The following is a 23,941-nucleotide window of genomic DNA, read 5'->3' on the forward strand; positions in this document are numbered from 1 at the left end:
GAGGTGGCGCACCCGGCCGCGGGCACGTCGCTCGGCCCCGGTCGGGTCAGTCCCCGCCGCCGGCGTCCCCGGACGGCCACTCGAACCCGTCCCGGTCGGCGTCGGTCGGCTCGTCGGTCGGCCCGTCGGTCTCGGCCTCCGAGTCCGTCTCGCCGTCGACCGATCGTCCGGCCGCGGACCGGTCCCGTTCGCGGCGCTCGGCCAGCGCGCGACGGAGCCGGTCGGTCAGCCCCTCGCGGAGCGCGTCGGCCTCGTCCGCGGCCACGTCGGGCGCCACCGCGTCGCCGCCGGTGAACGAGCCGGTCCCGGCCGTGTCCGCGACGACGGTGGCGACCCCCCAGCGTCGCTGGAACAGGGTCCGGCTGTCGATGACGGTCTGGAGCCGGTAGTAGGGGACCACTCGCGTCTGCCGGCGCCAGAACCCGGACCGCGTCAGCAGGTGGTCCTCACCGAGCCAGTAGCCGCGGTGGACCCACTTGTAGTGGGCGGCGACCGGAACGAGCGCGAGGAGCGCGAGCGGCGCGCCCCACGGCGCCGCGAGGTCGAGCGCCCGGTCGATGCCGTAGGCGATCCCCGTGAGAGCGAGGACGACCGTCGCGTACCGAACGGCGTACCGCACCCGGATCCGGCCCGGCGGTCGCGTGAAGTCGGGCTCGCCGAACGCCTCGACCTCGCGTGCGAGCTCGTACACGCGGCCGGTCTTCGCGAGCGGGACCGCCGCCTGGCTCCCGTAGTCGCCTCCCTGTCCCGGCGCGTAGCCGGCCGTCTCGATGGTGAGCGTTGCGTACCCGAACAGTCGCTTGAGGGGGTTGTCGGTCACGGCGATGCTCTGGACCTTCTCGGTCGGGATCGACCCGGAGTAGCGCCGGAACAGCCCGCGCTCGTAGCGCAGCTCGTCGCCCGACCGCGTCAGCCGGAAGCCGTAGTAGTTCGTCACGGCGATCGCGGCGCCGAGGAGCCACGAGGCGAAAAGCAGCGCGCCCGCGAGGAACAGCCCGGTGACGGACAGAAGCACCGCGGACGTACTCGTGAAGATCCCGGACAGAACCGGCACCGACCCGGAGGCCAGAAACGCCACCAGCCCGAGCAGCCGGGGGTCGAACGAGAGCGCGCCCACGAGCGCAAGCTCCGACGGCGAGATGGCGAACAGCTCCGTCTCCGCGGGCGCACCGGACGCGGCGTCCGCCGCCTCCGCTCCCATCTCCGCGTCCGCCCCCGCGGCAGCCCTCGATCCCGCGGCCGGCTCGCCGGCCGCAGCACCTGCCTTCCGTCGCTGGATCTCCGTCCGCAGGCGCTCCGCCTCCGCGGGCGTGACGTAGCGGATCGACCCCTCGGTCGAGGAGCCGCCCGCCGTCTCGAGATCCACCGCCGCCAGCCCGAGCAGCCGCTGGACGACGCCTCGGCTGATGTCGACGTTCTGGATCCGGCGGTAGGGGATCTCGCGGTCCCGTCGCGAGACGACGCCGGAGACCACGTCGAACGTGTCCTCGGTCAGTTCGTACTCGAACCGGCGGTAGTAGGCGATCTCGTACGCCAGCGCGAGGAGGACGGCCGCGACCGCCAGGAGCGGGGCGTAGTCGCTGAGCACCGTCCCCCCGCCTCCGGCGGAGATGAAAAACGCCGCAACGACCGCGCTCCCGGCCTTCTGGGCCGCGCGGTACGGGACCGACAGCGGCGCCAGCTTCACACCCCGTCCTCCCCCTCGGCACCGATCGCGAGCCGCTTCAGGTCCTCACGGAGGTCGTCGGCGCCGTCAGGGGGCAGGCCGGGGATCCGCACGTCGGCGCCGCGCGAACCGGCGCTGTAGACGACGCAGGAGGCGAGCCCGACGACGCGCTCGAGCGGACCGCGCCGCGAGTCGACGTGCTGGATCCGGACGAACGGCACGACCGTCCGCACGCGCGTGAAGACGCCCCGCTCGAGGTAGATGGCGTCCTCTCGGAGCTCGAACCGCCAGTACCGATACCGCAGCAGGGCGTGTCCGCCCACGATCAGAAAGACGACGCCGGCGACGAGCGCGGGCGCCCATCCGGGAACCGAGACCGGAAGCGGGAGCGCTCGGTCGACGCCGAAGACGATGCCGCCGGCGACGGCGGCCAGCACCGCGGCCCGGAGGAGCCACACGATCCGGATCCGGGGGTGGAGCCGCCGCATCGTTCCGGTCGGAGTCGTCGTCTCGGCGCCGATCCGCGGCTCCGTCGGCTCTCCCGGGCCTCCCGCCCCACCACCGGAGGCGACGCCTGCGCTCGCGCCCGCGTCGGCCTCGGGAGCGTCCTCCTCGCCCGCGTCCTCGTCGGCCGCGTCCGGCCGGGTCCCGGAGTCCATGTCTCGCGCTTGTGGCCCGCGGGACATAAGTGTCGTCGGACGCCCCCGTCGCGGACGCGTCGGTCGGTCGCGGACGTGCCGCCCTGTCGCGGACGGACTGGCGGACCGGCGGACCGGCGAGCCGTGAACCGACTGCGCGCGGTCGTTCACGATCGTGTGTGGCAGTGTCAATGGCAATTTCTGCCGAAAGGGACAATTAGGGGGACCACGCAGGGGCGGGTATGGCGGACGACGACCCCTTCGAGAACATGCTCGCGCAGATGGACCGCGCAGAGGAGTTCGCCGACGTGACCCACGGCGTCTTCGAGCGGCTCAAACACCCGGAGCGGACGCTGAAGGTGACGCTCCCGGTCGAACTCGACAGCGGCGACGTGGAGGTGTTCAAAGGGTACCGCTGCCAGTTCGACAGCGCGCGCGGGCCGTTCAAGGGCGGCGTCCGCTACCACCCGAGCGTCACCCAGGAGGAGGTCGAGGCGCTCGCGGGGTGGATGACCTGGAAGACGGCGCTCGTCGACCTGCCGTTCGGTGGCGCGAAGGGCGGCGTCATCTGCGAGCCGAAGGACCTCACCGACAACGATCTGGAGAACCTCACGCGACGCTACACCGAGGGGATCCGCCGTCTCATCGGACCGGAGACGGACGTGCCGGCCCCGGACATGAACACGAACCCGCAGACGATGGCGTGGATGATGGACACCTACTCCATGTACGAGGGGTACTCGGTCCCGAAGGTCGTCACCGGAAAGCCCCTCGAACTCGGTGGCACGCCGGGGAGAATCGCCGCGACCGGCCGCGGCGTCTCCATCGTCACCGAGCGGCTCTTCGATTACCTCGAGAACGACCTCTCGGAGGCGAGCGTCGCGATCCAGGGCTTCGGGAACGTCGGCTCCCACGCTGCCCGCATGCTCGACGACGCGGGCGCGCGAGTCGTCGCCACCTCCGACGTGAGCGGCGCCGTCTACGACCCCGACGGTCTCGACGTGTCCACGCTGGGCGCACACGTCGACGCGGGCGGACTGATCGAGGAGTACACCCGAGGCGACCTCCGCGTCGAGGACCGCACCCGGTGGGACGAGGGGCAGGCCATCTCGAACGAGGAGCTCCTGACCCTCGACGTCGACGTGCTCATCCCCGCGGCCGTCGAGGGCGTGATCACGAACGACAACGCGGACGATATCCGTGCGAACGCCATCGTCGAGGCCGCCAACGGACCGACCACGGTCGCCGCCGACGAGATCCTCTCCGAGCGCGACGTCCAGATCGTGCCGGACATCCTCGCGAACGCCGGCGGCGTCATCGTCTCCTACCTCGAGTGGGTCCAGAACTCCCAGGAGTTCTCGTGGCCGCTGGAGACCGTCAACGCCGAACTGGAGCGCCGCATCGGCTCCGCGTTCGACGAGACGATCGAGCGCTACGACGAGGGGGCGATCCCCGACCTCCGAACCGCCGCGTACACCCTCGCGCTCGAGCGCACCGCACGCGCCCACGAGTACCGCGGGCTGTTCCCCTGACTCTCCGAGGGACTGTCCTCGGACCGGGACGCTCGGCCAGTGTTTCGTCCTCGCGGTAGCTTTATCCTCGGCGATGCGGATGTCGAACTATGGGGTCACGTAGCGCCAGATCCGCCGACGACGGGGCGGGCGCCGAGGACGCGCCGGGCGAGGCCGGGGGAGACTCCGGAGGGGACCGCCTCGACGTGCCGCGGGCCGACAGCCTCGCCCGGGCGGACGGCGCCGCGGCGACCGTCCCCATCGACGACCGCGGCGTGGTGTTTTCGAACTCCGGAGAGCCGCTCTCGGGCCCGCCGATCACGGTGCTCCACGTCGACGACGACGACGCGTTTCTGGACCTCACGAGGGAATTTCTCGGTCGACACGAGCGGATCCGCGTGGAGACGGCGACCGACACGGACGACGCGCTCGACCGCCTCGACGGCACCGACTGCGTCGTCTCCGACTTCGACATGCCCGGCCGCGACGGGCTGGCATTTCTGGACGCGGTCCGCTCCCGGCGTCCCGAGATGCCCTTCATCCTGTTCACCGGAAAGGGTAGCGAGGATATCGCCAGCGAGGCGATCTCCGCGGGCGTGACGGACTACCTGCGGAAGGGGCCCGGAACCGAGCGCTATGAAGTGCTGGCGAACCGGATCACGAACGCCGTCGAGCAGTTGCGGGCGCGAGAGGCGGTCATGGAGAACAGGCGACGGCTCTCGCGGCTGGTTTCGAACCTCCCCGGCGTCGCCTACCGGTGTGAGCCCGTGGAGCCGTGGCCGATGGTCTTCCTCGGCGGGGAGGTGGAGGCGGTGTTCGGCCACCATCCGGAGGCGCTCGTCGACGGTGACGTGAACCTCGGCGACCTGATCCTCGACGGCGACGGTGCGCTCGTCGACGGGACGGTCACCACCGCGCTCGAACGCGACGAGGCCTTCGAGCTTACCTATCGGCTCCGGCGCGGGGACGGCGAGGTCGTCCGCGTCTACGAGCACGGGCAACCGGTGTACGAGAACGGCTCGGTCGTCGCGCTGGAGGGATTCATCATGGACGTGGGGCGCCACGGTCCCGCGGTCGCCGAGCGCGACGGGGAGTGACCCGCGGGACTCAGAACTCGACCCGCCGGATCCGTTCGGCGGTCACGTCGACCGCGGGGCTGTAGTGCGCGATCGGGGCACCGCCGGGCGCGTCGAAGCCGTTGGCCTCGAAGAGGGTGTTGGTCCGAACCGTCGCGTCGGCCTCGTGGAGCGGCCACGGCCCGTGGTCGATCTCGCCGCAGTAGAGGCGCCGCCCCTCGGCGTAGAAGCGGTAGTTCTCCACGAGGAACGCCGCCAGCGACCCGGGTTCCGCCTCGAACGCCTCGCCCGCCGGGCCGTACTCGAGGTCGACGTGGGCCGGGTCGGCGCCGCGGTGCGTGCGGTGGCTCGTGAACGTCACGCGGCGGTCGGTCGCGACCGGCCTCGCGCGGTCGCCCTCCGCGGTCACCGTCATCTCCGCACGGTAGTACGGCAGCGCGAACAGCCGGCGCGCGACGTGGACGCCGATCGGGTCGGCCGCATCGAGGTTGAAGAAGTAGACGCCGCGGCCGCGCGGCCCGTCGACGTAGGTTCGGAGGTTCACCTCCGGGAACGAGAGCCCGAAGGGGATCCCTCGGGGGCTGATGTCGGCCATCACGAACGGGACGACGCCGAGGTAGGCGTCGCCGCCGTGCGTCGCGACCGAGAGCCCCTCCGGGAGCCGGGCCGCGACCGTCTCCGGACTGACGGGCCAGTGGAGAAACAGCGCGTCGCGCCACTCCATCTCGAGCAGGTGGCGGCCGAGCATGGCCGACAGTAGGTCCTCTTCGGGCAAAGGTCCGGTGGGGGGAACCGACGGTCGGAGAGGGCGACCTGATCCGGCGCGGGCGACGGTCGACGCCGGCGAGACGGACGACCTGGTCCGGCGCCGCGAGACACAAACGCTCGTTTGTGCTTTGCGACGCTTTACCACGACGGGGCGCGTCCCCGTATCCATGAGCCGACAACGTGCGGTGGTCGCGGTGGCGGTGGCGCTGCTGCTCGTGACCGCGGGCTGTGCCGGGGCCGGGAACGACGCTGCCCCCTCGGGCGGCGACGCCGGCGCGGAGATGGACGCTGGCGGAGACGCACCCCAGGAGGCAGGGAGCGACGGCGCACGGTCAGCGGAGGACGGGTCCGCGTACGCCGTCGCCGACAGGCAGTTGATCCGGACCGGCGAGGCAACGATACGCGTCGAGCACTTCGGCGACGCGAGCGACGAGGTCCGGTCGATCGCGGGGTCGTACGACGGCTACGTCAGCGACACTGAGCAGCGCTCGCGCGAGGTCGGGAACGAGACGTGGACCCGCGGCACGGTGCGGTTCCGCGTCCCCGCCGAGTCGTTCGACGACGCGTTCGCGGACGCCACCGCGGTCGGCGAGGTGGAGGACTCCTCGACGAACACCGAGGACGTGACCGACCAGCTGGTCGACGTCGAGGCTCGGTTGACGAACCTGCGCGCCGAGCGCGACCGGCTCCGCGAGCTGTACGAGGAGGCCAACGAGACAGAGGACGTGCTCGCGGTGCAGTCGGAGCTCTCCGCGACACAGGAGGAGATCGAGCGCCTCGAGGCCCAGCAGCGTCAGCTGGAGGACCGTGTCGCGTACGCCACCATCACGGTCCACATCGTCGAGGAGCGCCCGGAGGGCGACTCGACCGAGCCGCAGGCGTGGTACGACACCGGCGTCGTCGCCGCGTTCCTCGCCTCCGTGGACGGCGTCGGAACCGCGTTGCGGGCGATCGCCGTCGGAGCCGCCTACGTCGCCCCGTACCTGCTCGCGTTCGGGACGCCCGTCGTCGTCGGCGTGGTCGCCGTCGCGAAGTTGGTCCAGCGACGCGGGGAGTGACGGTCATGGGACGACTCCGCGTTCCGAGAAAAATTTCTATCGGCCGATCGGACGGCGGTTTTCTGTCGGCCGTGCCGGTAGCGTCCCTTCCGGATCGCTACTGCGCGATCGCTACTCCGCGATGGCGTCTCGGGCCACGGTTGTGAGGTGGTCGGCGGCCGTCTCGTCGGCCGCGGCCACGTACAGCCCCAGGTCGTCGTTCGCCCGGACCGCGGCACCGCTCTCCTCGGCCAGCAGCGAGCCGACGTACTGCTCGAAGGGATCGGGGTAGTAACAGACGACCGCCTCGGAGCCGCCGCTCGCGAGCATCCCCCAGTCGACGCAGGGGGACCACGACTGGAGGACGCGCTTGCACTCGGCGTCGACCGCGTCCGCGATCGCGTCCGCGGACCGGCTGCGCTCGGGATCGCGGACGGCGGGCAGTCCGAGCACGAACGAGACCGTCCCGCTGTCGAGCGGTACGTCGCTGTCGGCGGAGAGGGGCGTCCCCGCTCCGGGCCGGTCCGGGTCGGTCGCGACCGCGGCGGGCGCGACGGTCCCGCCGCCGCCGCGGGTGACTCGGAACAGCGAGTCGGGGAGCGGCTCGTAGACGGCGCCGGCGACCGGTTCGTCGTCGCGCAGACAGCAGACCGCGGTCGCGAACGCGGGGAAGCCGGCCGCGAAGTTGTTGGTCCCGTCGAGGGGGTCGATAATCCAGACGTACTCGCCTTCGCCGCGGCGGCCCGACTCCTCGCCGTGCGTGGCGTGGGTGGGGTACGCGTCCTCGAGCACCGCGAGGACGCGCTCCTCGGCCGCCACGTCGGCGTCGGTCTTCACGTCGTCGGCCTTGTACTCGCCGGGGACCCGGCCGTCGCGAAAGCGGGACGCGAGCAGGTCGCCGCCGGCCCGCGCCGCGCGGGCCGCGACCGTCGCGAGGTCGTCGAGGGGGACGCTCATGGACGCCGCGTCGGCGCCGGGCGTAAAACGCGGTTCGGTTCGCGCCGGCGGCGGGACGCCGACCCCCGACCGGGAAACGATCAGCTCGTCGCGACGAGATAGACGCCGAGCGTCGCGAACAGGATACCGACGGCCTTCTTCGCGGTCAGGGACTCCCCGAGCGCGGCGATCCCGATGACGGAGCTGAACACGAGGAACGTGGCGAAGATGGGCGTGACGACGCTCACCGGACCGAGCGCGAGCGCCCGGTAGTACGCGAGAATGCCGACCGCCAGACAGAGCCCGGCCGCGAGGACGTACGGCGTCTTCGGCCCGGAGAGGTGGGGCGTCACCTGCTGTCCGGTCGCGGCGACGACGCCGAGCGCGGCCGCGACCAGCACGAGGTTCGATATCGCGGCGGCCACGTTGCTCGGGATCGCGTTCTGTCCGGAGGTCGCAAAGCGCATCAGCGGCGCGACGAGCGCGTACGCCCCGAGCGCCAAAAGCGAGTAGGGGAGATAGCTCTGCATGGCGACCGCTTCGGCGCGGGTCGGTTAAGCCGCTTCGCCCGCGGCCCGTCCCGCCGGAGGTCCGCGGTCGTCGCCCGCACACCGCCGGCGACGGCGGGCGAACGCGCCGCGACGTTCCGGTTGGCCAACGTATATCCGAACCCCCCGTTTCGGTCCGTGCATGACGGAACTGCCGCTCGACGCCTACTACGACCTGACGCAGGTCGGCGAGGTCGCCGTCTCGCCGTCCGGCGACCGCGTCGCCTTCACCGCCACCGAGTACGACCAGACGGAGGACGAATCGGTCACGTCGCTGTTCGTCGTCCCGCGGGACGGCTCGCGGGAGCCGCACCGACTCTCCCGTGTCTCGGACGCCGGCAGCCCGGCGTGGTCCCCCGACGGGGACCGCCTCGCGTTCACCGCCGCCCGCGAGGAGGACGACGCGCGACGCGTCGGCTGGCAGGACCGCGCGGGCGGAGAGGTGGAAGACGCCGGCGACGAGGAGGCCGGCGACGAGGAGGGCGACACGGCCGCCGACGCCGAGAACGGCGGCGACGAGCCGAAATCGCAGGTGTGGGTGTTCGACCTCGCGCTCGGGGGCGACGCGAAGCAGGTGACCGACCGCGAGGAGGGCGTCTCGGAGTTCGACTGGGGACCGAACGGCGACCGACTGGTCGTCGCCGCGCGCGACCCCACCGACGAGGAGTCCGAGTACCTCGACCAGGTGCGCGAGGGCGGTCCGGTCGAGACCACCCGGATGCAGCACAAACTCGACGGGGTCGGCTGGACCGACGACGTGACGACGTACCTGTTCGTCGTCGACGCCGAGACGGGCGAGGAGACCAGACTGGAGGACGGCTACGGCGGCGGCGCCCAGCAGGACCTCTCCGGCATGAACCCGCACTGGGGCGAGGAGGGGCGAATCGCCTTCACCGCCTACCGCGGCGAGAACCCCGACGACACGAGCGCGCGGGACGTGTACACGATCCGGCCCGAGGCCGACGCCGAGGCGGTCAGACAGACGGACGGAACGCTCGCGTGTGCCGGCCCGCGGTGGCGCGGCGACGGGACGCTCGGCTTCGTCGCCAGCGTCCCCGACAACTGGTGTGTCCCGACGCAGGTGTACGTCGGCGAACCGGGCGCGGAGCAGCCCGCCGGCGACCCCGGCGACGCGGACGCCGCGGGTGCGGGGTCGTTCGCCTCGGTCACGGAAGAGTTGGACCGCACCGTCGCACGCGGGGGCGGCGTCCAGTGGGCCGACGGCGCGGTCTACTCCCTGATCGCCGACCACTCGCGGACGCGGCTCGTGCGGGCGGACCCGGCCGAAAAGGAGGTCGACCGCGTCTTCGAGGCGCAGGGGAACCTGCGCGCGGTCTCCGCGCTCGACATCTCCGCGGACGGCTCGACGGCCGCGTTCGTCCTCTCGCACCCGGGCGAGGGCGCGGACGTGTACGCGGTCGACGTGGGGGACCTGGACGACGCGCCGGCGGCCGAGCCGCACCACCCCGCGGACGACCCTGAGGGCTTCCCCGAAGAGCCGGGCTCGATCACGCGCCTCTCGGGGGTCAACGACGACCTGATCGCGGAGTTCTCCATGCCGGAGGTCGAGCGCGTCGAGTGGGAGTCGGACGGCTGGGACCTCGACGGCGTGCTGTATCACGACCCGGACGTGGACCCCGAGGCGGGCGACCACCCCCTCGTCGTCGCCATCCACGGCGGCCCCATCTCCTACGACGAGCCCGTCTTCTCGTTCGCGCACGCGGCGCTGACGAGCCGGGGCTACCTCGTCTTCCGACCGAACTACCGCGGCGGGAGTTCGCGGGGGCGGAAGTTCGCGGAGACGCTCCGCGGCCAGTGGGGCACGGTCGAGGTCGCGGACGTGGTCGCGGGCGCGCGCTCGCTCGTCGAGCGCGGGTGGGCCGACGGGGACCGGATCTTCGGCTACGGCTTCTCCTACGGCGGGATCACGCAGGGGTTCATCGTCACGCAGGAGCCGGACCTCTTCGCGGCCGCCGCGCCCGAGCACGGCATCTACGACCTGCGATCGGCGTTCGGGACCGACGACTCCCACAACTGGATGGAGGCGGAGTACGGCCTGCCGTGGGAGAACCCGGAGGCCATCGACGCCTCCTCGGCCATCCTCGACGCCGGCAACATCGACACGCCGGTCCTGATCACCGCCGGCGGGCAGGACTGGCGCTGCCCGCCCTCGCAGTCCGAGCAGTTCTACCTCGCCGCGCAGAAGGCGGGCGTCGACGCGAAGCTGATCGTCTACCCCGAGGAGCACCACAACGTCGGCGACCCCGACCGCGCGATCCACCGACTCGAGGCGGTTACGGAGTGGTACGACACCCACGACCCCGCGACCGAAACGGAGAGCGACGAGGAGTAAGGCGGGAACCACAAACGGAGTTCTCGACTCCCGACCGCCAAGCCGGCTGTCCCACGCCCGGCGCGCGCCGCGGCGACCGCGGAGCGCGTCGCCGCGACCGCGCGAGGGAGGCGGTGGCGCGGCCGCGCTGTGGTGCTGTGCGGTTCCGCGGCCGCGCCACCGCCGAGGCTGGGGAGGCGAGAGGCCACGCTTGACTCGACAGCCGGACCAGAGACGCACCGAGCAACCGGCCGCGACAACCGACTCCGCAATCCACGCCCTGGCGGACTGAAAGGGCGAGGCCGGTCGCGGCCGCTCAGCCGACCCCTATCGGCGCCGGGTGTTGCGGAGAGGCGCCGGTATGTCGCTGAGCGGCCGCGAGCGGTCGAGGGCTTTCTGGATGTTCGCGGTGAACGCAGCAGAACGCTTGACTGAGACAGAACCACCGTACAGCGAGCGGTCGAGGGCTTTCTGGATGTTCGCGGTGAACGCAGCAGAACGCTTGACTGAGACAGAACCACCGTATAGCGAGCGGTCGAGGGCTTTCCGCACGTTCGCATCAGGCACAGCAGTACGCCCGCGTACCCGACCCGAGCCAGCGGCCTCCAGATCCCGATCTCGGTTCGGATCGCCCTTTTTAACGCACCCACGCCCCAACCCCCGTGCATGAACCTCCGGAAGGTCGCGCCGCCGGTCGGCGCCGTCGCGTCGCTGTTGACGGTGTTGGTGCTCGCGCTGCCGTTCGTGCTCGTCGACGCGCGGGCGGAACTGCTGAACGCCTACTACGCGGCCGGGCCGACGGGCGCGGTCGGGATCGCGCTGTTCGGACTCGTGGGCGCCGTCGCGTTCGCCTCCGCGGAGCGGGGGAACGTCGACCGCGTGACGATGGCCGGCGGGCTGGTCGCGCTCGGCGTCGGCACCCTCGCGCTCGCGGCCGCGTGGTGGCTCGCCATCGACGACACCGTCCTCTTCAGCTTCCCGCAGCAGTACCGCTGGCTGGAGTGGCACGCCCCCCTGACCACCGCGCTCGCGGTCGTGCCGGCCGCGGCGGCCGCGGCGTACGCGAGCGCGGTCGTGGAGTAGCGGCTTTCTCGCCCGTCTTCCCCCCGCGAGCGTCGCCACCGATCCCCACGCACTCTCGCGACCCGCGGAGCGAAAGGCCCTTATGGGCCACTCGTGTACGAGGGAGTGGACTAGGTCGGGCGGTTAGGCCCCGCCCCTCGCCCGTAAGGTAGTCTTTAGCGGGGACCGAACGCCGGGGGTGTCCGGTCAGACCGGCACGGGCCCCGGGAGCCAACGTGGAAGCCTCGTCCGACGGGGACAGCGGTTCGCGGCGCCCGCTCGCAGGAGCGGTCCGTCGCGGTTCGCCGGAGGAAACGGGTCAGGCGCGGAAGCGAGCAGCCCCCCTCCGGACGCCAGTCGCTCGTCGGGTCGCGGGGTGGAGGAGGCAACCGGGATTCCCCGCGTCGGAACGCCGGGCTATCCCGGCCCGTCCAACCATTCATCTCGACCTTTTTAACCGGGAGCCTCGCCGCTGCGCGGAGCGCAGCGGCTCGACCCCCGGTCAAAAATGTCGATCAAAAAGGGGCCGCGGTCGGCGCTGCGGGCGCTGCGCGCCCTCGCGCCGCCGCGGTACCACAAACCTCAACAACCGCATCAGCACCGCGACCGCATCAGCACCGCGACCGCATCAGCACCGCAGTCGCACCGTGACAGAAAACCGCGACGGAAACGGCTACGTCTGACCGCCTGACAGAAAAATCCACGCCGCCAGCCTTTCCGGCGTCGCGCCACACGCCCGAGTGTGAGACGACTCCTGACCGTACTCGCGCTCGTGTCGATAGTCGCGATGGCCGGCTGTGCGGGGCTGCCGGGTGCCGGCGACGCCGGCGAGGGCACCGCGGTCCCCGACGAGGAGGTCGCGGTCGCGAACGACGAGGCGAACGCGACCGGCGTGAACCAGACGCTCCGACTGTCGGTCAACGAGAGCGTCGCCGGCGACGAACTCACCTCGGTCGGCGCCACCTACCCCCGCGACCGGTTCAACGTCGACGAGGCGGCACACGACGCCATCCTGATCGGCGTCGACACCGACGGCGACGGCGAGCTCGACCGCGAGTTCAACGAGACGCACGTCAGCGGCGTCAACACCAACGAGTACTCCTACGACGTGACGCTCGACACCGACTACACCCTCGAGGAGAGTGACGCCGTCGTGCTCGGCTACCCCGCCGTCGACAACCCCGAGGAACCGGGCGAGTACGCCGTCGAGCTCCACGTCAACGACGAGCAGCGCGCGAACGGCACCGTCGTCATCGAGGAGTCGGAGTAGCTCGGCGACCGGTTGCCCCGCGGCCGGCCGACCGCGGACGACCCCTTTTTGTGCCCGGCCGCGCTTCGCTCCGGTAGCCGATGGCGACGCCGATCCTCAAGTGGGCGGGCGGGAAGCGCCAGCTGCTCGACGAGCTGTACGCGCGATTTCCGGCTGCCTACGACCCCGAGGAGCACGCCTACCACGAGCCGTTTCTCGGGAGCGGCGCGCTCTTCTTCGACCACGAGCCCCACCGAGGGACCGTCAACGACCGCAACGTCCGGCTCCACAACTTCTACGTGCAGGTCCGCGACCGCCCCGAGGACCTGATCGAGCGCTGTCGCGCGTTCGACGACCCCGAGAGCGACCCCGACCCCGGACTCGAGTTCGCGGAGACGGACCACTCCGGCAGGGCCGTCGAGGGCTACTACTACCAACAGCGCGCGCTGTTCAACCGCCGCCCGAACGGCGAGCCCTTCGATCCCCTCGACGAGGCCGCTCGACTGCTGTACCTCAACCGAACCTGCTTCAACGGACTCTATCGCGAGAACAGCGACGGCGAGTTCAACGTCCCCGTCGGGCGCTACGCCAATCCCGATTGGGTACGCGCCGACGAGGTCCGCGCCGCGAGCCGCGTCCTCTCCCGCCTGCCGGAGGACGGACTCCGCGCCGGCGAGTACGACTACGTGCTCGACGCCGCGGAGACGGGGGATCTGGTCTACTTCGACCCCCCCTACGAGCCGATGAGCCCGACCGCTGACTTCGCCGAGTACAGCGCCGGCGGCTTCGACCGCGACGACCAGCGCGCGCTTCTCGAGACCGTCCTCGCCCTCCGCGACCGCGGCGTTCACGTGGTCCTCTCCAACAGCGGGGTCATGTACGACACCTACGACGACGCGGGGCTCCACGTCGACCGCGAGGGCGCCACGCGAGCGATAAACAGCGACGCCGAGAGCCGCGGCGAGGTCGACGAGGTGATCGCGACGACGGTCGCGCCCGAAGACCGGCAACAGCACGGCACCGCGACGCTGGACGAGTTCTAAGACCGGACGACCTGGGCCCTCCACCGCCGGCCGAGACGGCAACCGGTAAGGCGAACCGGCTCGAACCGACGGCCGTGTCACGAGGCTCGACGGTCGTCTGTATCAACTGCGAGGAGGCGATCAGCGCGGACGCGCGGATCTGCCCGCACTGCGGCGAACTCCAGCCGTCGCCGCTGCTCGCGGCCCTGCTCGCGGTCATCGGCGTCTTCGCGATCCTCGTGGGGTTCCCGGTCGCGGCGTTCACCGTCGGGCTGGTCCGCTGGGCCGGCTTCGCCGGCGTCCTCGTCGGCATCGGCCTCGTCTTCGGCGGCTACACCTCCTACATCGACGCGCAGGCACAGCGGTCGCGCCGAGCGCGGTAGCGCGGCGCGCCCCCGAGTCCCCGCGGTCACGACCGCTCGCGCACGCGGTCCAGCACGATCCGGTCCGCGAATCCGCCCCGCGCCGCGGCCTTCTCCGCACGGAGGGCCTCGACTTGCTCGCGGGAGTACTCCGCGTTCGCGAGCACCGCATCGACCACGTCGAGCACGTCTCCGAGTTCGGCCGCGTCGCCCGACTCCGCGAACTCCTCGGCCTCCTCGACCAGCTTCTCGCGCAGTCGCCGCTCGTACTCCGCGTCGTCCGCGACGTGCGTTTCGGGCACATCCCCGTCCTCGCGGACGATTCGGGGGATCTCGTCGCGGACGAGCTTGTCGTACTCGGTGACGCTCCTCCAGTCGTCGCCCTCCGCAGGGCCGTCCCCGTCGGCCATGTTCCCGACCGCGACCGGCGGGGACATAAGGGTGGTGCGCCGTGGCCACCGGGACCGACAGCTACGAAACCCCGACGCCCGAACGGCGGGTATGGCCGACAGCGAGAGCGACACCGATACCGCGACGGCGTCCGCGGAGGGGATCACCGCGCGCTACGAGGTGCGCGACGGGGAGCGCGTGCTCGCCTTCGAGCGCGACGGGCGGACCGCGGCGGTCGCACAGAACGTCGAGGGGTACGCGATGCTGAAGGTGCGCCCGACCGCGGACGGCGACGAGCTGGAGCGCTACTACGGCTTCGACATGGCGCTGGACCACGCCGCGGAGCTGCTGGGCGTCGCGCCGGCCGACCTCCCGGTCCCCGACGCGGCCGCCGACATGGGGATGTAGCGGCTCTCGACCGAGGTTTTTCAGAAAAACCGGTCCGCCAGCGCCCGCTCAGTCCCGGTGTTCAGCCACCGTCTCGGTGAACTGCCGGGCCGTCTCGGTGATCGACTCGAAGTCGCCGCGCTCGGCGGCGTCGTAGTCGACGAGCGCGGAGCCGGCGCCGACCGCGAACGCGCCCGCGTCGACGAACTCGCCCGCGTTGTCCAGCCCGACGCCGCCGGTCGGCATGATGGGGATCTGCGAGAGCGGGCCCTTGATCGCGGAGACGTGGCCCGGTCCGACCGTCGCGGCGGGGAACACCTTCACGAAGTCCGCGCCCGCTTCGTAGGCCGTGATCGCCTCGGTCGGCGTCATGACGCCCGGCGCGACGACGGTGCCGTAGCGGTTGCACGTCTCGATCACGTCCTCGTGGAGGCTCGGGGAGACGACGAACTCCGCGCCCGCGAGCTGGACGTTCCGGGCCGTCTCCGCGTCGATGACGGTCCCGGCCCCGATGGTCGTCTCGCCGTCCGCGAAGCTCGAGGACACCTCGTCGATCAGGTCCACGACGCCCGGCGTGTCCGCGGTCACCTCGATGGCGGTCACGCCGCCCTCGCGCAGCGCGTCCGCGATGTCGATGAGCTGGTCGGCGGGCACGCCGCGCAACACCGCGACGACGCCGGAGTCCTCGATCCGCTGGAGCGTCTCGTTCATGAGTACGACGAAGGCGAGTGGGGCCTTAAAAACCCCGAGAACGGAGAGAACTGCGGGCGTCGGTGTCCGGGTCAGTCGGTCCGAGGGAGCGCCAGCGCGCCCGTGGCGAGCAGCGCGACCGCGAGCGCGGACAGCACCGCGAGGTCGCCGAGCCACGCCCCGCCGTCGTAGGTGATCGCCCGTACGCCCCGCGCGAAGTAGGTCAGCGGCGAGAGGTTCACCAGCGGCAGGAACCAGCCCGGCAGCATCGACGGCGCGACGAACGTCTCCGAGAGGAACAACAGCGGGAGCGCGACCGTGTTGCTCGCGGCGATCACCCCGTCCTGTGAGTCCGCGATCGCGCCGAGCAGCGCGCCGAGGCCACAGAAGGTCGCCACGCCGACCGCGACGAACACCGGAAGGACCGCGAGCGCGGGCGTCACGCGGACCGTGGCGTCCGTCACCGCGAGCACCAGCCCGAAGATCAGGAGGCTCGCCGCGCCGATGATGGCGACGTTGACGACCGTGTGCGCGAGGAGCCACTCCGTCCGCGTCAGCGGGGTCGTCGCCAGCTTCTCGAACCGGTTGCCGTCTCGGTGGCGCGCGATCTCCGAGCCGACGCGCGACAGGGGCGTAAACAGCACCACGACCGCGAGGTACCCCGGCAGGTAGTAGCCGGCCGGCTCCGCGAACAGCCCGCCGCCGGTGGGCTGGGTCCGCACTAGCGCGCCGAAGATGACCACCAGGATCACCGGGAAGAAGAACGTGAAGAAGACGGCCGTCCGCCGGCGCAGGAACGACCGCGCGGCCGCGGTCGCCTCCGCCCGCACGCGCCCGAGGCGACTCATCGGTCGCCCCCCTCGCGGTCGTCTTGGCCGTGGCTCGTCGGGCCGCCCCCGCGGTTCGGCGGTCGCGGTGTGTACGTCTCGCCGGTGAGCTCCAGATAGACGTCCTCCAGCGTCGGCTCCGCCCACGACAGCGACTCGAAGGGGACTCCCGCGTCCCCGAGCGCGTCGATCACGGCTGCGATCCCCTCCGGCTCGACGCCGGAGAACCGGAGGCCGCGGTCGGTCGCCTCGACCGCCAGTCGCCGGTCGTCGCCGCTCCGATCGCGGACGCGCTCGCGGGCGGCCTCCGAGTCGAGGGAACCGCTCGCCTCGCGGTCCCCGTCGACCGCGAGTTCCACGTCGAGGTGGGGCTCGCCACCGTGGTCGGCGATCAGGCCGGCCGGCGTTCCGGTCGCGACGACCGCGCCGTCCCGGATCAGGGCGACGCGGTCCGCGAGCCGCTCCACCTCGTCCATCGCGTGGCTCGTCAGGAAGACGGTCGTGCCGTCGTCGGCGAGCGCCTCGATCAGCGCGTGGAGACTCCGGCGGCCCGCCGGGTCGATGCCGGTCGTCGGCTCGTCCAGAAAGAGGACCTCCGGGTCGTTGACGAGCGCGGTCGCGACGCAGGTCCGCCGCTTCTGGCCGCCCGAGAGCGTCTCGTACCACGCGTCGGCGTCGTCCGCGAGACCCACGTCCGCGAGCACTTCCTCGGTGTCCCGCGGGTCGTCGTAGAGCCCGCCGTAGTAGTCCACCAGCTCGCGCGCGGTCAGCCGCTCTGGCGGGTCGAACGACTGCGGGAGCAGTCCCACGCGTGCGGGGTCGACGCCGCCCGGCGCCGCGCCGAGCACGCGGACCTCACCCTCCGCGTCGGTCGTCCCCGTCAGCGCGCGCACGAGCGTCGTCTTGCCCGCCCCGTTCGGGCCGATCAGCCCGAACACCTCGCCGCGCTCGACCGACAGGTCGACGCCGTCGAGCGCGACCGTCTCGCCGTACGCCTTGCGGACGCCCCGCGCGGCGAGGGCCTCGTCCCCGCTCGCTGGCCCCGCCGCGCCACCGGACCCCGTCGCCCCCGACGCGTCGGCCGCCGTCTCGTTCATACGCCGACTCGGCCCGCGGCGCGCCTAAGGGTTGCTCTTCGGCGCCGTGGAACCGACTCGCACGGAGGGACAAGAGCCTTGAGGGGACCGGCTGAACGCCCGGCCGTGAGCGACGACGGAGCCGATGGAACCGGCGGAGCGGACGGGGCAGCCGAAGCAGATAGGGAGACGGTCCGCGAGGGGTACGACGCGCTCGCTGACGCCTACGACGCGGCGCGCGAGCCGGACGCGGTCGAGCGCGCGGCCGTGAGCGACCTCCGAGAGCGGCTGGTCGAGGAGGCGGCGTCCCGCGACGACGGCGCCGCGACGGAGCCGGTCAGCCTGCTCGACGCCGGCTGCGGCGCCGGCCGCGCGGTCCTGGAGGAGTTTTCGGACGAGGACCGGGTCGAGGCGGTCGGCGTGGACCTGTCCGCGGCGCAGCTCCGCCTCGCGCGCCGTCACGCCCCCGTCGCCGCGGGCGACCTGACGGCCCTCCCGGTCGCGGACGACGCCGTCGACGCCGTCACCGCGTTCCACTCGGTGATCCACGTTCCGACCGCGGACCACCCCGACATCTACCGGGAGTTCGCGCGCGTCCTCCGGCCCGGCGGCCGGCTGCTCGTCACCGCCGGCCGCGAGGCGTGGGCCGGCCGCAACGACGACTGGCTCGACGCCGGCGCCGCGATGGAGTGGAGCTTCCCGGCGCTGGACGCGACCCGCGAGCACCTCCGCGACGCCGGGTTCTCGGTCCGCGAGGAGCGCACGACCGGCGACGAGCTCGGCGGCGGAGCGTGGGCGCTGCTGTCCTGTCGGCTCGACCGCTGAAGAAAAATCCGGACGCCGGGCGTCGAAGCCTACGCCTCCGCGCCGACGTACGGCCGCACGCCGCGGACGATGGCGTCCACGTCGAACTCGTCCTCGGTCTTGTCGAAGACGACCTCGCCGTCCGCGCGGACGACGAACACGCCGTCGTCGCCGGTGACGAGCGAGACCTCCTCGACCTCCTCCCCGAACTGCTGGAGGATGGCGCCCGCCACGTCCTGTGCTCGGTTCAGCATGCCGCACGGTACGCAGTACTCGACCTCGACTCGGGTCATGGTCCCGCGTTGGGCCGCCAGCGGCATAAGCGTCCGCGAACCGGGCTGGCCGGCCGCGTTCTCCGCACGCTCGCGTCAGGCCATTCTGACCCTATGCCGGACTATTTCTGTCCCTGTGCCGGGCTATTTCTGTCCCGGCCGCGGTCGCCTTGTCTAGCCGACTACCGGAAGCCCGGCCGCCAGTACAGCAGCGCGACCGTGACCAGGAACACCGCGGTCGAGGCGCCGTAGGAGGCGTCGAGCGCGGTCGCTGCGACGATCCCCGTCCCGCCGAGGAACGACGAGACCAGTGCGGCGACGATGGGAAGGGTACAGGAGACGCATGAGAACAGCCCAACCACGCCGGCGACGACCGACCCGGAGGCCTCCAGTGCCGTGATGTACAGCAGGTACGCGAGCGCGGTGTACCCCACGAGGTACGCCGGCATCACCACGATCGTCAGGTACTCCGTGGCCCACACCAGGGCCGGCCCCCATCCCGGCGGGAGCCACGCGATCCGGAGGTCGACGAAGTCGGGCGGGACGCCGATGCCCACCATCCCGCCGAAGAAGGCCAACAGCGCGAAGTAGCCCGCCGCGACCGCGAGCGCGCGCCGCCGCGTCTCGAAGTCGTAGCCCGCGGGCGGCCGCACCCGCCACAGCACCAGCGCGCCGACGTTCACCCACGTCAGCCCGTAGAGGATGTATCGCGGCGCGGTGATCGTCGCGTTCGAGAAGGCGGCGTACAGCACCACGAACAACAGCTCCGCGTTGAGCACGAGCGCGACTATCAGGAGCGTCCGGAGACCGACCGGACCGTCGTCGAGACGCGAGCGGAGCGACGCGAGCGGCGCCGCGGAGTCGCTTCCCGCCACGTCAGATCACCAGCGAGTCGAGGACCACGGCCAGAAGCAGCAGCCCGAGGTAGGCGTTCGAGGCGTGGAACGCGCGGAAGGCGGCCGTCTCGCTCCGCTCGTAGTGGAGGCGGACGACCGCCCAGAGGAACACCGCACCGAGCGCCACGCCCGTGCCGACGTACAGGAGGCCGAGCGCGTCCGCGGTCGCGGCCAGCACCGCGGCCGCGACGTAGGTCGCGCCGAGGTACCAGAGGATGTGGCGGTGGGTCGCGGTCTCGCCGCGGACCACCGGCATCATCGGGAAACCGCCGGCCTCGTAGTCGTCGCGGTAGGCCAACGCGAGGTTGTAGAAGTGCGCCGGGGTCCACAGGAAGATGAGCGCCGCGAGCAGCAGGCCGCCGCCGCCCACCTCGCCGGTCACCGCCGCCCAGCCGATCAGCGCCGGGAGCGCGCCGGCCGCCCCGCCGATCACCGTGTTCTGGACCGTGTTCGGCTTCAACAGGAGCGTGTAGACGACGCTGTAGAACAGGATCGCCAGCAGGCCGAGCGCGGCCGCCAGCGGGTTGATCGACCAGAACAGGCCGACGGAGACGGCGGTCAGCGTCAGGCCGAACGCCACGGCGTTCCGGACCGGCACGAGGTCGACCGCAAGCGGGCGGTCCGAGGTGCGCTGCATCTTCCGGTCCACGTCGCGCTCGAGGACGTGGTTGAACGTCCCCGAGGCGCCGATGGCCAGCGAACCGGCGACGAGCGTCGTCGCCACCGTGCGGACGGTGAATCCGGGGCCGCCAGCCAGCGCCATCGCGGCCGCGGCGACCAGACAGAGCAGCCACATCAGCCGCGGCTTCATCAGGCGGAAGTACGCGGCCGCGGTCGCCTTCGCGCGCGGCCACGGCTCCGTCGGGACCGCGGCCGGCGTTCCGGGACCGTCGTCGCCCGCGTGGTCCTGTACGTCATCGAAGTCCGGTTCGAGGTCCGCTTCGGTCATCGCGGGATCGTCGTCGGGGTCGCCCGTCTCCGCCTCCAGCCACCACGCCAGCGCCGCGAGGAGGCCGCCGAAGATGACGACCCCCGCCAGCAGGTGGACCGCGGAGACGACCGCGGAGGCGCCCTCGACCGCGACGACCGCGCCGAGGGCAACCTGCGCGGGGTACAGCAGGACGGCGACCGCGAGGGCGGCGCGGACGCGGCGGCGCTCGTCGCCGAGCCAGGCGGCCGCGGCGGCCGCGACGACGAGCGCGCCGACGACCGCCGCGACGACGCGGTGGCCGAGCGCGACCCAGCCGGCGGACTCCGCGGGGAGCGCCCAGCCGGACCCGCAGGCCGGCCACGCGCCGCAGGCGGCGGCCGCGTCCGTGACGGCCGTCGTCGCCCCCACCACGAGCAGCAGGTAGACGCCCATCGCGGCGGCGGCGAGGAGGCCGGGGAACCGATCGGGGACAGTCACTGTCGGGAGTTGGGAACCGCTCCATATAGGTTCCGCGCTTCCTCCCGGCGCGCTGGAAAGCGAACGGCCGGAGCGACGCAGCGTGGACGACCGCCGGTCGGCTACTCCGCGCCGCGCCGCTCCAGAATCCGGTCGACGATCCGACCGGTCGAGAGGAGCTCACCTTCGTAGTCGGGGTCTCGCGGGCTCGCGCGCGCGACCTCGCAGTCGATCCCGCGGCCGTCGAGCGCGGCCGCGATGGCGTCCTCGTCGTGGTGCTGGTCGTAGCCGAGAACGATCACGTCGGGGTCGATCTCCGCGACCGGGACGAAGATGTCCGACTCGTGGCCGAGTCGGGCCTCGTCGACGACCTCGAGGGCGGCGACCATGTCGCGGCGCTGTCGGTCCGGCAGGACCGGCGGCTCCTTGTGCGTCACGTTGTCGCCACGAGCGACGATGACGTACAGCTCGTCGCCGCGGTCGGCGGCGTCCGAGAGGTAGTGGACGTGGCCGGGGTGGAGGATGTCGAAGGTCCCCTGCGCGAGCACCCGCGTCATCGGAACCACGAGAGGATGCCGCCGCGGTCGTCCTCACGCTCCTCGCGCAGCTCGGCGTCGATGTCCGCCTGCGTGAAGTCGAAGAAGGCGTCGTCGGGCAGTTCCACGTCGAGCACGTCCAGCGTCGTGGGGTCCCCCTCGTTGTCGAACGCCTTCCAGTCGCCCCAGCCGTAGGGCGCGCCGACGATGACGTGGACCTCGCCCTGCCCGAACGTCGCGAGGTCCGCGTCGCTCGGGTGGAGGGCGCCGTTGGGGTGGGAGTGGACCGACCCCACGGCGCGTGCGTCGTTCGGCTTCATGTTCGTCCGCACGGTGGCGCTCACCGGACTCGACTCCGTGCCGGGGATGACGAGCACGTCGGTGATCACCTGTCCGTCCCGGTCGAGGCCGAGCGTGCGGGCGTCCTCGGCGCGGAGGAACCCCATGTACTCGTTCGGATGGGTGTCCTCGCACGCTTCGAGCACGAACTCCATCGTCTCCCGGGCGATCCCGAGGAGTTCGCTCGACCGGAACAGGCGCATGCGTGGACGTGGGTCGGCGCTCCTTACAAGGGTTCCGGAAGGGCCGACGGCGCCGCCCTCCGTCGGACTCCCCGACGAACCGCCCGCGTTCCGGACCGAGCCGCAAAAGCGATATAAAAAGCTTAACACCGGCCGCCGACCTACCTCGTTCCATGACCGACAACTCCGCCGGGTGTTCCGGCGTGCGGGACGATTCGAGTCCCGCGGTTCGAGCCGACGGCGGCGAGGCGACGACGGATGCGGCAGAGAACGAAGCGCCGGCGAACGGCGATCACGTCGTCCACGACCTCGCACCGGACTGCACGCTGACCGACGTGGAGACGGGCGCGTACTACCTCGCCGAGGTGAACGGCGTGGTCGACTACGGGATCTTCGTCGACGTCTCCGAGGCGGTCTCGGGGCTGGTCCACGAGTCCTCGCTCGACGGCGAGTACGCGGTCGGCGACGAACTGGTCGTCGAGCTGACCGAGGTGAAGGAGAACGGCGACGTGGCCTTCGACGACGTCGACCTCGACGACTACCGCACGGTCGCGGTCGCCCACGAGCCGACGATCACCCGCGTTCGCGGGCTCACCGCCGGCGACGAGGTCACCGTCGAGGGCGAGGTCGTCCAGGCCAAGCAGACCGGCGGCCCGACGATATTCGCGGTCGCGGACGGCACCGGGGTCGTCTCCTGTGCCGCCTTCGAGGAGGCGGGCGTCCGCGCGTACCCCGAGGTCGAGGTGGGCCAGATGGTCCACGTCGCGGGGCCCGTCGAGACGCGCGAGGACGCGATCCAGATCGAGGTCGACTCGCTGACTGCGCTGGAGGGCGACCGCCGCGAGGAGGCCCGCGAACGCTTCGAGGAGGCGCTCGACGAACGCGCCGAGCCGGCCGACGTCGAGCCACTCGTGGAGTGGGAGGCGTTCGAGCCGATCCACGAGGAGCTCCGCGAGGTCGCGCGGCTGCTCCGCCGCACGGTGCTCTCGGGTCGCCCCATCCGCGTGCGCCACCACGCGGACGGCGACGGCATGTGCGCCGCCATCCCGGTTCAGCTCGCGCTGGAGACGTTCGTCAGCGAGGTCCACGAGGACACCGACGCGCCGCGGCACCTGTTCAAGCGCCTGCCGAGCAAGGCCCCCTTCTACGAGATGGAGGACGTGACTCGGGACCTCAACTTCGCGCTGGAGGGGCAGGCCCGCCACGGCCAGAAGCTCCCGTTCCTGCTGATGTTGGACAACGGCTCCACCGAGGAGGACGTGCCCGCCTACGAGAACCTCGCGCACTACGACATCCCCATCGCCGTCGTCGACCACCACCACCCGGACCCGGAGGCGGTCGACCCCCTGCTTGACGCCCACGTCAACCCCTACACCCACGGCGAGGACTACCGCGTCACGACGGGCATGATGTGCGTCGAACTCGCTCGCCTCATCGACCCGTCGCTCACCGAGGAGCTCGAACACGTCCCCGCGGTCGCCGGGCTCTCGGACCGCTCGAAGGCCGAGGCGATGGACGACTACGTCGACCTGGCCGCCGAGGCGGGCTACGACCGCGAGGACCTGCTGGACATCGGCGAGGCGCTCGACTACGCCGCCCACTGGCTCCGCTACTCCGAGGGCAAGACGCTCGTCAACGACGTGCTCAACGTCGGCTGCGACGACGAGGCCCGCCACGCGGAGCTGGTCGACTTCCTCGCGGAGCGCGCGGAGCGCGACGTCGAAGAACAGCTCGACGCGGTCGAGGAACACGTCGAACACGAGCGGCTCGCGTCGGGAGCGCACCTCTACCGCATCGACCTCGACGAGTACGCCCACCGGTTCACCTACCCCGCGCCGGGCAAGACCACCGGCGAACTGCACGACACGAAGGTGCAGGAGACCGGCGACCCGGTCATCACCATCGGCTACGGGCCGGACTTCTCCGTCCTCCGCTCGGACGGCGTCCG

General features: G+C 71.8%; 25 protein-coding genes and 1 other RNA gene. 12 read left to right on the forward strand and 14 right to left on the reverse strand.

The genetic code is table 11. The features are described from left to right. Positions 1 to 46 precede the first annotated feature (46 nt). Both AN233_RS02555 and AN233_RS02560 read right to left on the reverse strand, forming a co-directional pair. Positions 47 to 1,687 carry a PH domain-containing protein gene (locus AN233_RS02555; protein ID WP_058365297.1) on the reverse strand — a complete coding sequence of 547 codons (1,641 nt, stop codon included), beginning with the start codon at positions 1,685 to 1,687 and terminating at the stop codon, positions 47 to 49. Next, a complete protein-coding gene (locus AN233_RS02560; RefSeq protein ID WP_058365340.1) occupies positions 1,684 to 2,154 on the reverse strand; it encodes a PH domain-containing protein in 471 nt (156 codons plus the stop codon). Before AN233_RS02560 ends, AN233_RS02555 begins: the two co-directional genes overlap by 4 nt. A gap of 392 nt (positions 2,155 to 2,546) precedes the next feature. Between AN233_RS02560 and AN233_RS02565 the strand changes: the two genes are divergently transcribed. Both AN233_RS02565 and AN233_RS02570 read left to right on the forward strand, forming a co-directional pair. Then, the gene (locus AN233_RS02565) at positions 2,547 to 3,836 is read left to right on the forward strand and encodes a Glu/Leu/Phe/Val family dehydrogenase (protein ID WP_058365298.1); all 1,290 of its coding nucleotides are present in this window, start codon (positions 2,547 to 2,549) and stop codon (positions 3,834 to 3,836) included. An 89-nt stretch (positions 3,837 to 3,925) separates the two neighbouring features. After that, a complete protein-coding gene (locus AN233_RS02570) occupies positions 3,926 to 4,912 on the forward strand; it encodes a response regulator (RefSeq protein ID WP_058365299.1) in 987 nt (328 codons plus the stop codon). A gap of 10 nt (positions 4,913 to 4,922) precedes the next feature. Here the strand turns inward: AN233_RS02570 and AN233_RS02575 are convergent, their stop codons facing one another. Further along, entirely contained in the window at positions 4,923 to 5,639 is a 717-nt protein-coding gene (locus AN233_RS02575) for a YqjF family protein (RefSeq protein WP_058365300.1), read from the reverse strand. A 187-nt stretch (positions 5,640 to 5,826) separates the two neighbouring features. On the opposite strand from AN233_RS02575, the gene AN233_RS02580 reads away from it, so the two are divergent. Beyond that, complete coding sequence (locus AN233_RS02580) at positions 5,827 to 6,717, forward strand: DUF4349 domain-containing protein (protein ID WP_176696616.1); 891 nt, start codon at positions 5,827 to 5,829, stop codon at positions 6,715 to 6,717. Between the two features lie 111 nt (positions 6,718 to 6,828). Here the strand turns inward: AN233_RS02580 and AN233_RS02585 are convergent, their stop codons facing one another. Together AN233_RS02585 and AN233_RS02590 are read right to left on the reverse strand one after the other, a co-directional pair. Further along, entirely contained in the window at positions 6,829 to 7,653 is an 825-nt protein-coding gene (locus AN233_RS02585; protein WP_058365301.1) for an inositol monophosphatase family protein, read from the reverse strand. A gap of 80 nt (positions 7,654 to 7,733) precedes the next feature. Continuing rightward, a complete protein-coding gene (locus AN233_RS02590) occupies positions 7,734 to 8,162 on the reverse strand; it encodes an EamA family transporter (protein WP_058365302.1) in 429 nt (142 codons plus the stop codon). Between the two features lie 160 nt (positions 8,163 to 8,322). Between AN233_RS02590 and AN233_RS02595 the strand changes: the two genes are divergently transcribed. The 6 genes from AN233_RS02595 (at position 8,323) to AN233_RS02615 (ending at position 14,228) form a co-directional block, all read left to right on the forward strand. Beyond that, a complete protein-coding gene (locus tag AN233_RS02595) occupies positions 8,323 to 10,533 on the forward strand; it encodes a S9 family peptidase (protein WP_058365303.1) in 2,211 nt (736 codons plus the stop codon). A 645-nt stretch (positions 10,534 to 11,178) separates the two neighbouring features. After that, positions 11,179 to 11,595, forward strand: a complete 417-nt coding sequence (locus AN233_RS02600; RefSeq protein WP_058365304.1) for a DUF7548 family protein — start codon at positions 11,179 to 11,181, stop codon at positions 11,593 to 11,595. Positions 11,596 to 11,698: 103 nt separating this feature from the next. Beyond that, positions 11,699 to 12,011: signal recognition particle sRNA (ffs, locus tag AN233_RS16085), an RNA gene on the forward strand. Between the two features lie 305 nt (positions 12,012 to 12,316). After that, positions 12,317 to 12,844, forward strand: coding sequence for a hypothetical protein (locus tag AN233_RS02605; protein WP_058365305.1), 528 nt, complete (start codon positions 12,317 to 12,319; stop codon positions 12,842 to 12,844). A gap of 80 nt (positions 12,845 to 12,924) precedes the next feature. Next, positions 12,925 to 13,866: a DNA adenine methylase gene (locus tag AN233_RS02610; protein WP_058365306.1), complete on the forward strand. Its 942-nt coding sequence runs from the start codon at positions 12,925 to 12,927 to the stop codon at positions 13,864 to 13,866. Positions 13,867 to 13,940: 74 nt separating this feature from the next. Continuing rightward, on the forward strand, positions 13,941 to 14,228 hold the full coding sequence (locus AN233_RS02615; RefSeq protein ID WP_058365307.1) for a zinc ribbon domain-containing protein: 288 nt from the start codon (positions 13,941 to 13,943) through the stop codon (positions 14,226 to 14,228). Between the two features lie 26 nt (positions 14,229 to 14,254). On the opposite strand, the gene AN233_RS02620 is transcribed toward AN233_RS02615, so the two are convergent. Next, positions 14,255 to 14,617 (reverse strand): nucleoside triphosphate pyrophosphohydrolase, encoded by a 363-nt coding sequence (locus AN233_RS02620; RefSeq protein ID WP_058365308.1) that lies wholly within the window; start codon positions 14,615 to 14,617, stop codon positions 14,255 to 14,257. A 91-nt stretch (positions 14,618 to 14,708) separates the two neighbouring features. Here AN233_RS02620 and AN233_RS02625 point away from each other — a divergent pair, with 91 nt between their 5' ends. After that, positions 14,709 to 15,005 carry a DUF7111 family protein gene (locus AN233_RS02625; RefSeq protein WP_058365309.1) on the forward strand — a complete coding sequence of 99 codons (297 nt, stop codon included), beginning with the start codon at positions 14,709 to 14,711 and terminating at the stop codon, positions 15,003 to 15,005. Positions 15,006 to 15,053: 48 nt separating this feature from the next. On the opposite strand, the gene AN233_RS02630 is transcribed toward AN233_RS02625, so the two are convergent. From AN233_RS02630 to AN233_RS02640, 3 genes are all read right to left on the reverse strand, one after another. Continuing rightward, positions 15,054 to 15,695, reverse strand: coding sequence for a bifunctional 4-hydroxy-2-oxoglutarate aldolase/2-dehydro-3-deoxy-phosphogluconate aldolase (locus tag AN233_RS02630; RefSeq protein ID WP_058365310.1), 642 nt, complete (start codon positions 15,693 to 15,695; stop codon positions 15,054 to 15,056). Positions 15,696 to 15,766: 71 nt separating this feature from the next. After that, positions 15,767 to 16,522: an ABC transporter permease gene (locus AN233_RS02635; RefSeq protein WP_058365311.1), complete on the reverse strand. Its 756-nt coding sequence runs from the start codon at positions 16,520 to 16,522 to the stop codon at positions 15,767 to 15,769. After that, on the reverse strand, positions 16,519 to 17,598 hold the full coding sequence (locus AN233_RS02640; RefSeq protein WP_058365312.1) for an ABC transporter ATP-binding protein: 1,080 nt from the start codon (positions 17,596 to 17,598) through the stop codon (positions 16,519 to 16,521). The genes AN233_RS02635 and AN233_RS02640 overlap by 4 nt, the downstream gene beginning before the upstream one ends. Positions 17,599 to 17,703: 105 nt before the next feature. Between AN233_RS02640 and AN233_RS02645 the strand changes: the two genes are divergently transcribed. After that, on the forward strand, positions 17,704 to 18,402 hold the full coding sequence (locus AN233_RS02645) for a class I SAM-dependent methyltransferase (protein ID WP_080508307.1): 699 nt from the start codon (positions 17,704 to 17,706) through the stop codon (positions 18,400 to 18,402). A 29-nt stretch (positions 18,403 to 18,431) separates the two neighbouring features. On the opposite strand, the gene AN233_RS02650 is transcribed toward AN233_RS02645, so the two are convergent. From AN233_RS02650 to AN233_RS02670, 5 genes are all read right to left on the reverse strand, one after another. Next, complete coding sequence (locus AN233_RS02650) at positions 18,432 to 18,674, reverse strand: SelT/SelW/SelH family protein (protein WP_058365313.1); 243 nt, start codon at positions 18,672 to 18,674, stop codon at positions 18,432 to 18,434. Positions 18,675 to 18,835: 161 nt separating this feature from the next. Next, positions 18,836 to 19,528, reverse strand: a complete 693-nt coding sequence (locus tag AN233_RS02655) for a DUF7546 family protein (protein ID WP_218055041.1) — start codon at positions 19,526 to 19,528, stop codon at positions 18,836 to 18,838. Between the two features lies 1 nt (position 19,529). After that, a complete protein-coding gene (locus tag AN233_RS02660; RefSeq protein WP_058365314.1) occupies positions 19,530 to 20,957 on the reverse strand; it encodes a heme o synthase in 1,428 nt (475 codons plus the stop codon). Positions 20,958 to 21,058: 101 nt separating this feature from the next. Next, positions 21,059 to 21,493, reverse strand: a complete 435-nt coding sequence (locus tag AN233_RS02665; protein ID WP_058365315.1) for an adenylyltransferase/cytidyltransferase family protein — start codon at positions 21,491 to 21,493, stop codon at positions 21,059 to 21,061. Next, a complete protein-coding gene (locus AN233_RS02670; RefSeq protein ID WP_058365316.1) occupies positions 21,490 to 22,014 on the reverse strand; it encodes a Mov34/MPN/PAD-1 family protein in 525 nt (174 codons plus the stop codon). Before AN233_RS02670 ends, AN233_RS02665 begins: the two co-directional genes overlap by 4 nt. Before the next feature lie 152 nt (positions 22,015 to 22,166). Between AN233_RS02670 and AN233_RS02675 the strand changes: the two genes are divergently transcribed. Continuing rightward, on the forward strand, positions 22,167 to 23,941 hold a 1,775-nt coding region (locus AN233_RS02675; protein WP_058365343.1), incomplete at its 3' end, for a DHH family phosphoesterase.

Source organism: Haloparvum sedimenti (assembly GCF_001462205.1).
In the GTDB taxonomy this organism is placed as follows: domain Archaea; phylum Halobacteriota; class Halobacteria; order Halobacteriales; family Haloferacaceae; genus Haloparvum; species Haloparvum sedimenti.

Excerpts from the sequence above, each read along its gene's own strand:
- AN233_RS02600 (WP_058365304.1), top strand. The coding sequence starts at position 11,179 with ATGAACCTCCGGAAGGTCGCGCCGCCGGTCGGCGCCGTCGCGTCGCTG.
- AN233_RS02580 (WP_176696616.1), top strand. The coding sequence starts at position 5,827 with ATGAGCCGACAACGTGCGGTGGTCGCGGTGGCGGTGGCGCTGCTGCTC.
- AN233_RS02585 (WP_058365301.1), bottom strand. The coding sequence starts at position 7,653 with ATGAGCGTCCCCCTCGACGACCTCGCGACGGTCGCGGCCCGCGCGGCG.
- AN233_RS02665 (WP_058365315.1), bottom strand. The coding sequence starts at position 21,493 with ATGACGCGGGTGCTCGCGCAGGGGACCTTCGACATCCTCCACCCCGGC.
- AN233_RS02620 (WP_058365308.1), bottom strand. The coding sequence starts at position 14,617 with ATGGCCGACGGGGACGGCCCTGCGGAGGGCGACGACTGGAGGAGCGTC.
- AN233_RS02610 (WP_058365306.1), top strand. The coding sequence starts at position 12,925 with ATGGCGACGCCGATCCTCAAGTGGGCGGGCGGGAAGCGCCAGCTGCTC.
- AN233_RS02625 (WP_058365309.1), top strand. The coding sequence starts at position 14,709 with ATGGCCGACAGCGAGAGCGACACCGATACCGCGACGGCGTCCGCGGAG.
- AN233_RS02640 (WP_058365312.1), bottom strand. The coding sequence starts at position 17,598 with ATGAACGAGACGGCGGCCGACGCGTCGGGGGCGACGGGGTCCGGTGGC.
- AN233_RS02570 (WP_058365299.1), top strand. The coding sequence starts at position 3,926 with ATGGGGTCACGTAGCGCCAGATCCGCCGACGACGGGGCGGGCGCCGAG.
- AN233_RS02590 (WP_058365302.1), bottom strand. The coding sequence starts at position 8,162 with ATGCAGAGCTATCTCCCCTACTCGCTTTTGGCGCTCGGGGCGTACGCG.
- AN233_RS02635 (WP_058365311.1), bottom strand. The coding sequence starts at position 16,522 with ATGAGTCGCCTCGGGCGCGTGCGGGCGGAGGCGACCGCGGCCGCGCGG.
- AN233_RS02650 (WP_058365313.1), bottom strand. The coding sequence starts at position 18,674 with ATGACCCGAGTCGAGGTCGAGTACTGCGTACCGTGCGGCATGCTGAAC.
- AN233_RS02575 (WP_058365300.1), bottom strand. The coding sequence starts at position 5,639 with ATGCTCGGCCGCCACCTGCTCGAGATGGAGTGGCGCGACGCGCTGTTT.
- AN233_RS02565 (WP_058365298.1), top strand. The coding sequence starts at position 2,547 with ATGGCGGACGACGACCCCTTCGAGAACATGCTCGCGCAGATGGACCGC.
- AN233_RS02630 (WP_058365310.1), bottom strand. The coding sequence starts at position 15,695 with ATGAACGAGACGCTCCAGCGGATCGAGGACTCCGGCGTCGTCGCGGTG.
- AN233_RS02560 (WP_058365340.1), bottom strand. The coding sequence starts at position 2,154 with ATGCGGCGGCTCCACCCCCGGATCCGGATCGTGTGGCTCCTCCGGGCC.
- AN233_RS02670 (WP_058365316.1), bottom strand. The coding sequence starts at position 22,014 with ATGCGCCTGTTCCGGTCGAGCGAACTCCTCGGGATCGCCCGGGAGACG.
- AN233_RS02595 (WP_058365303.1), top strand. The coding sequence starts at position 8,323 with ATGACGGAACTGCCGCTCGACGCCTACTACGACCTGACGCAGGTCGGC.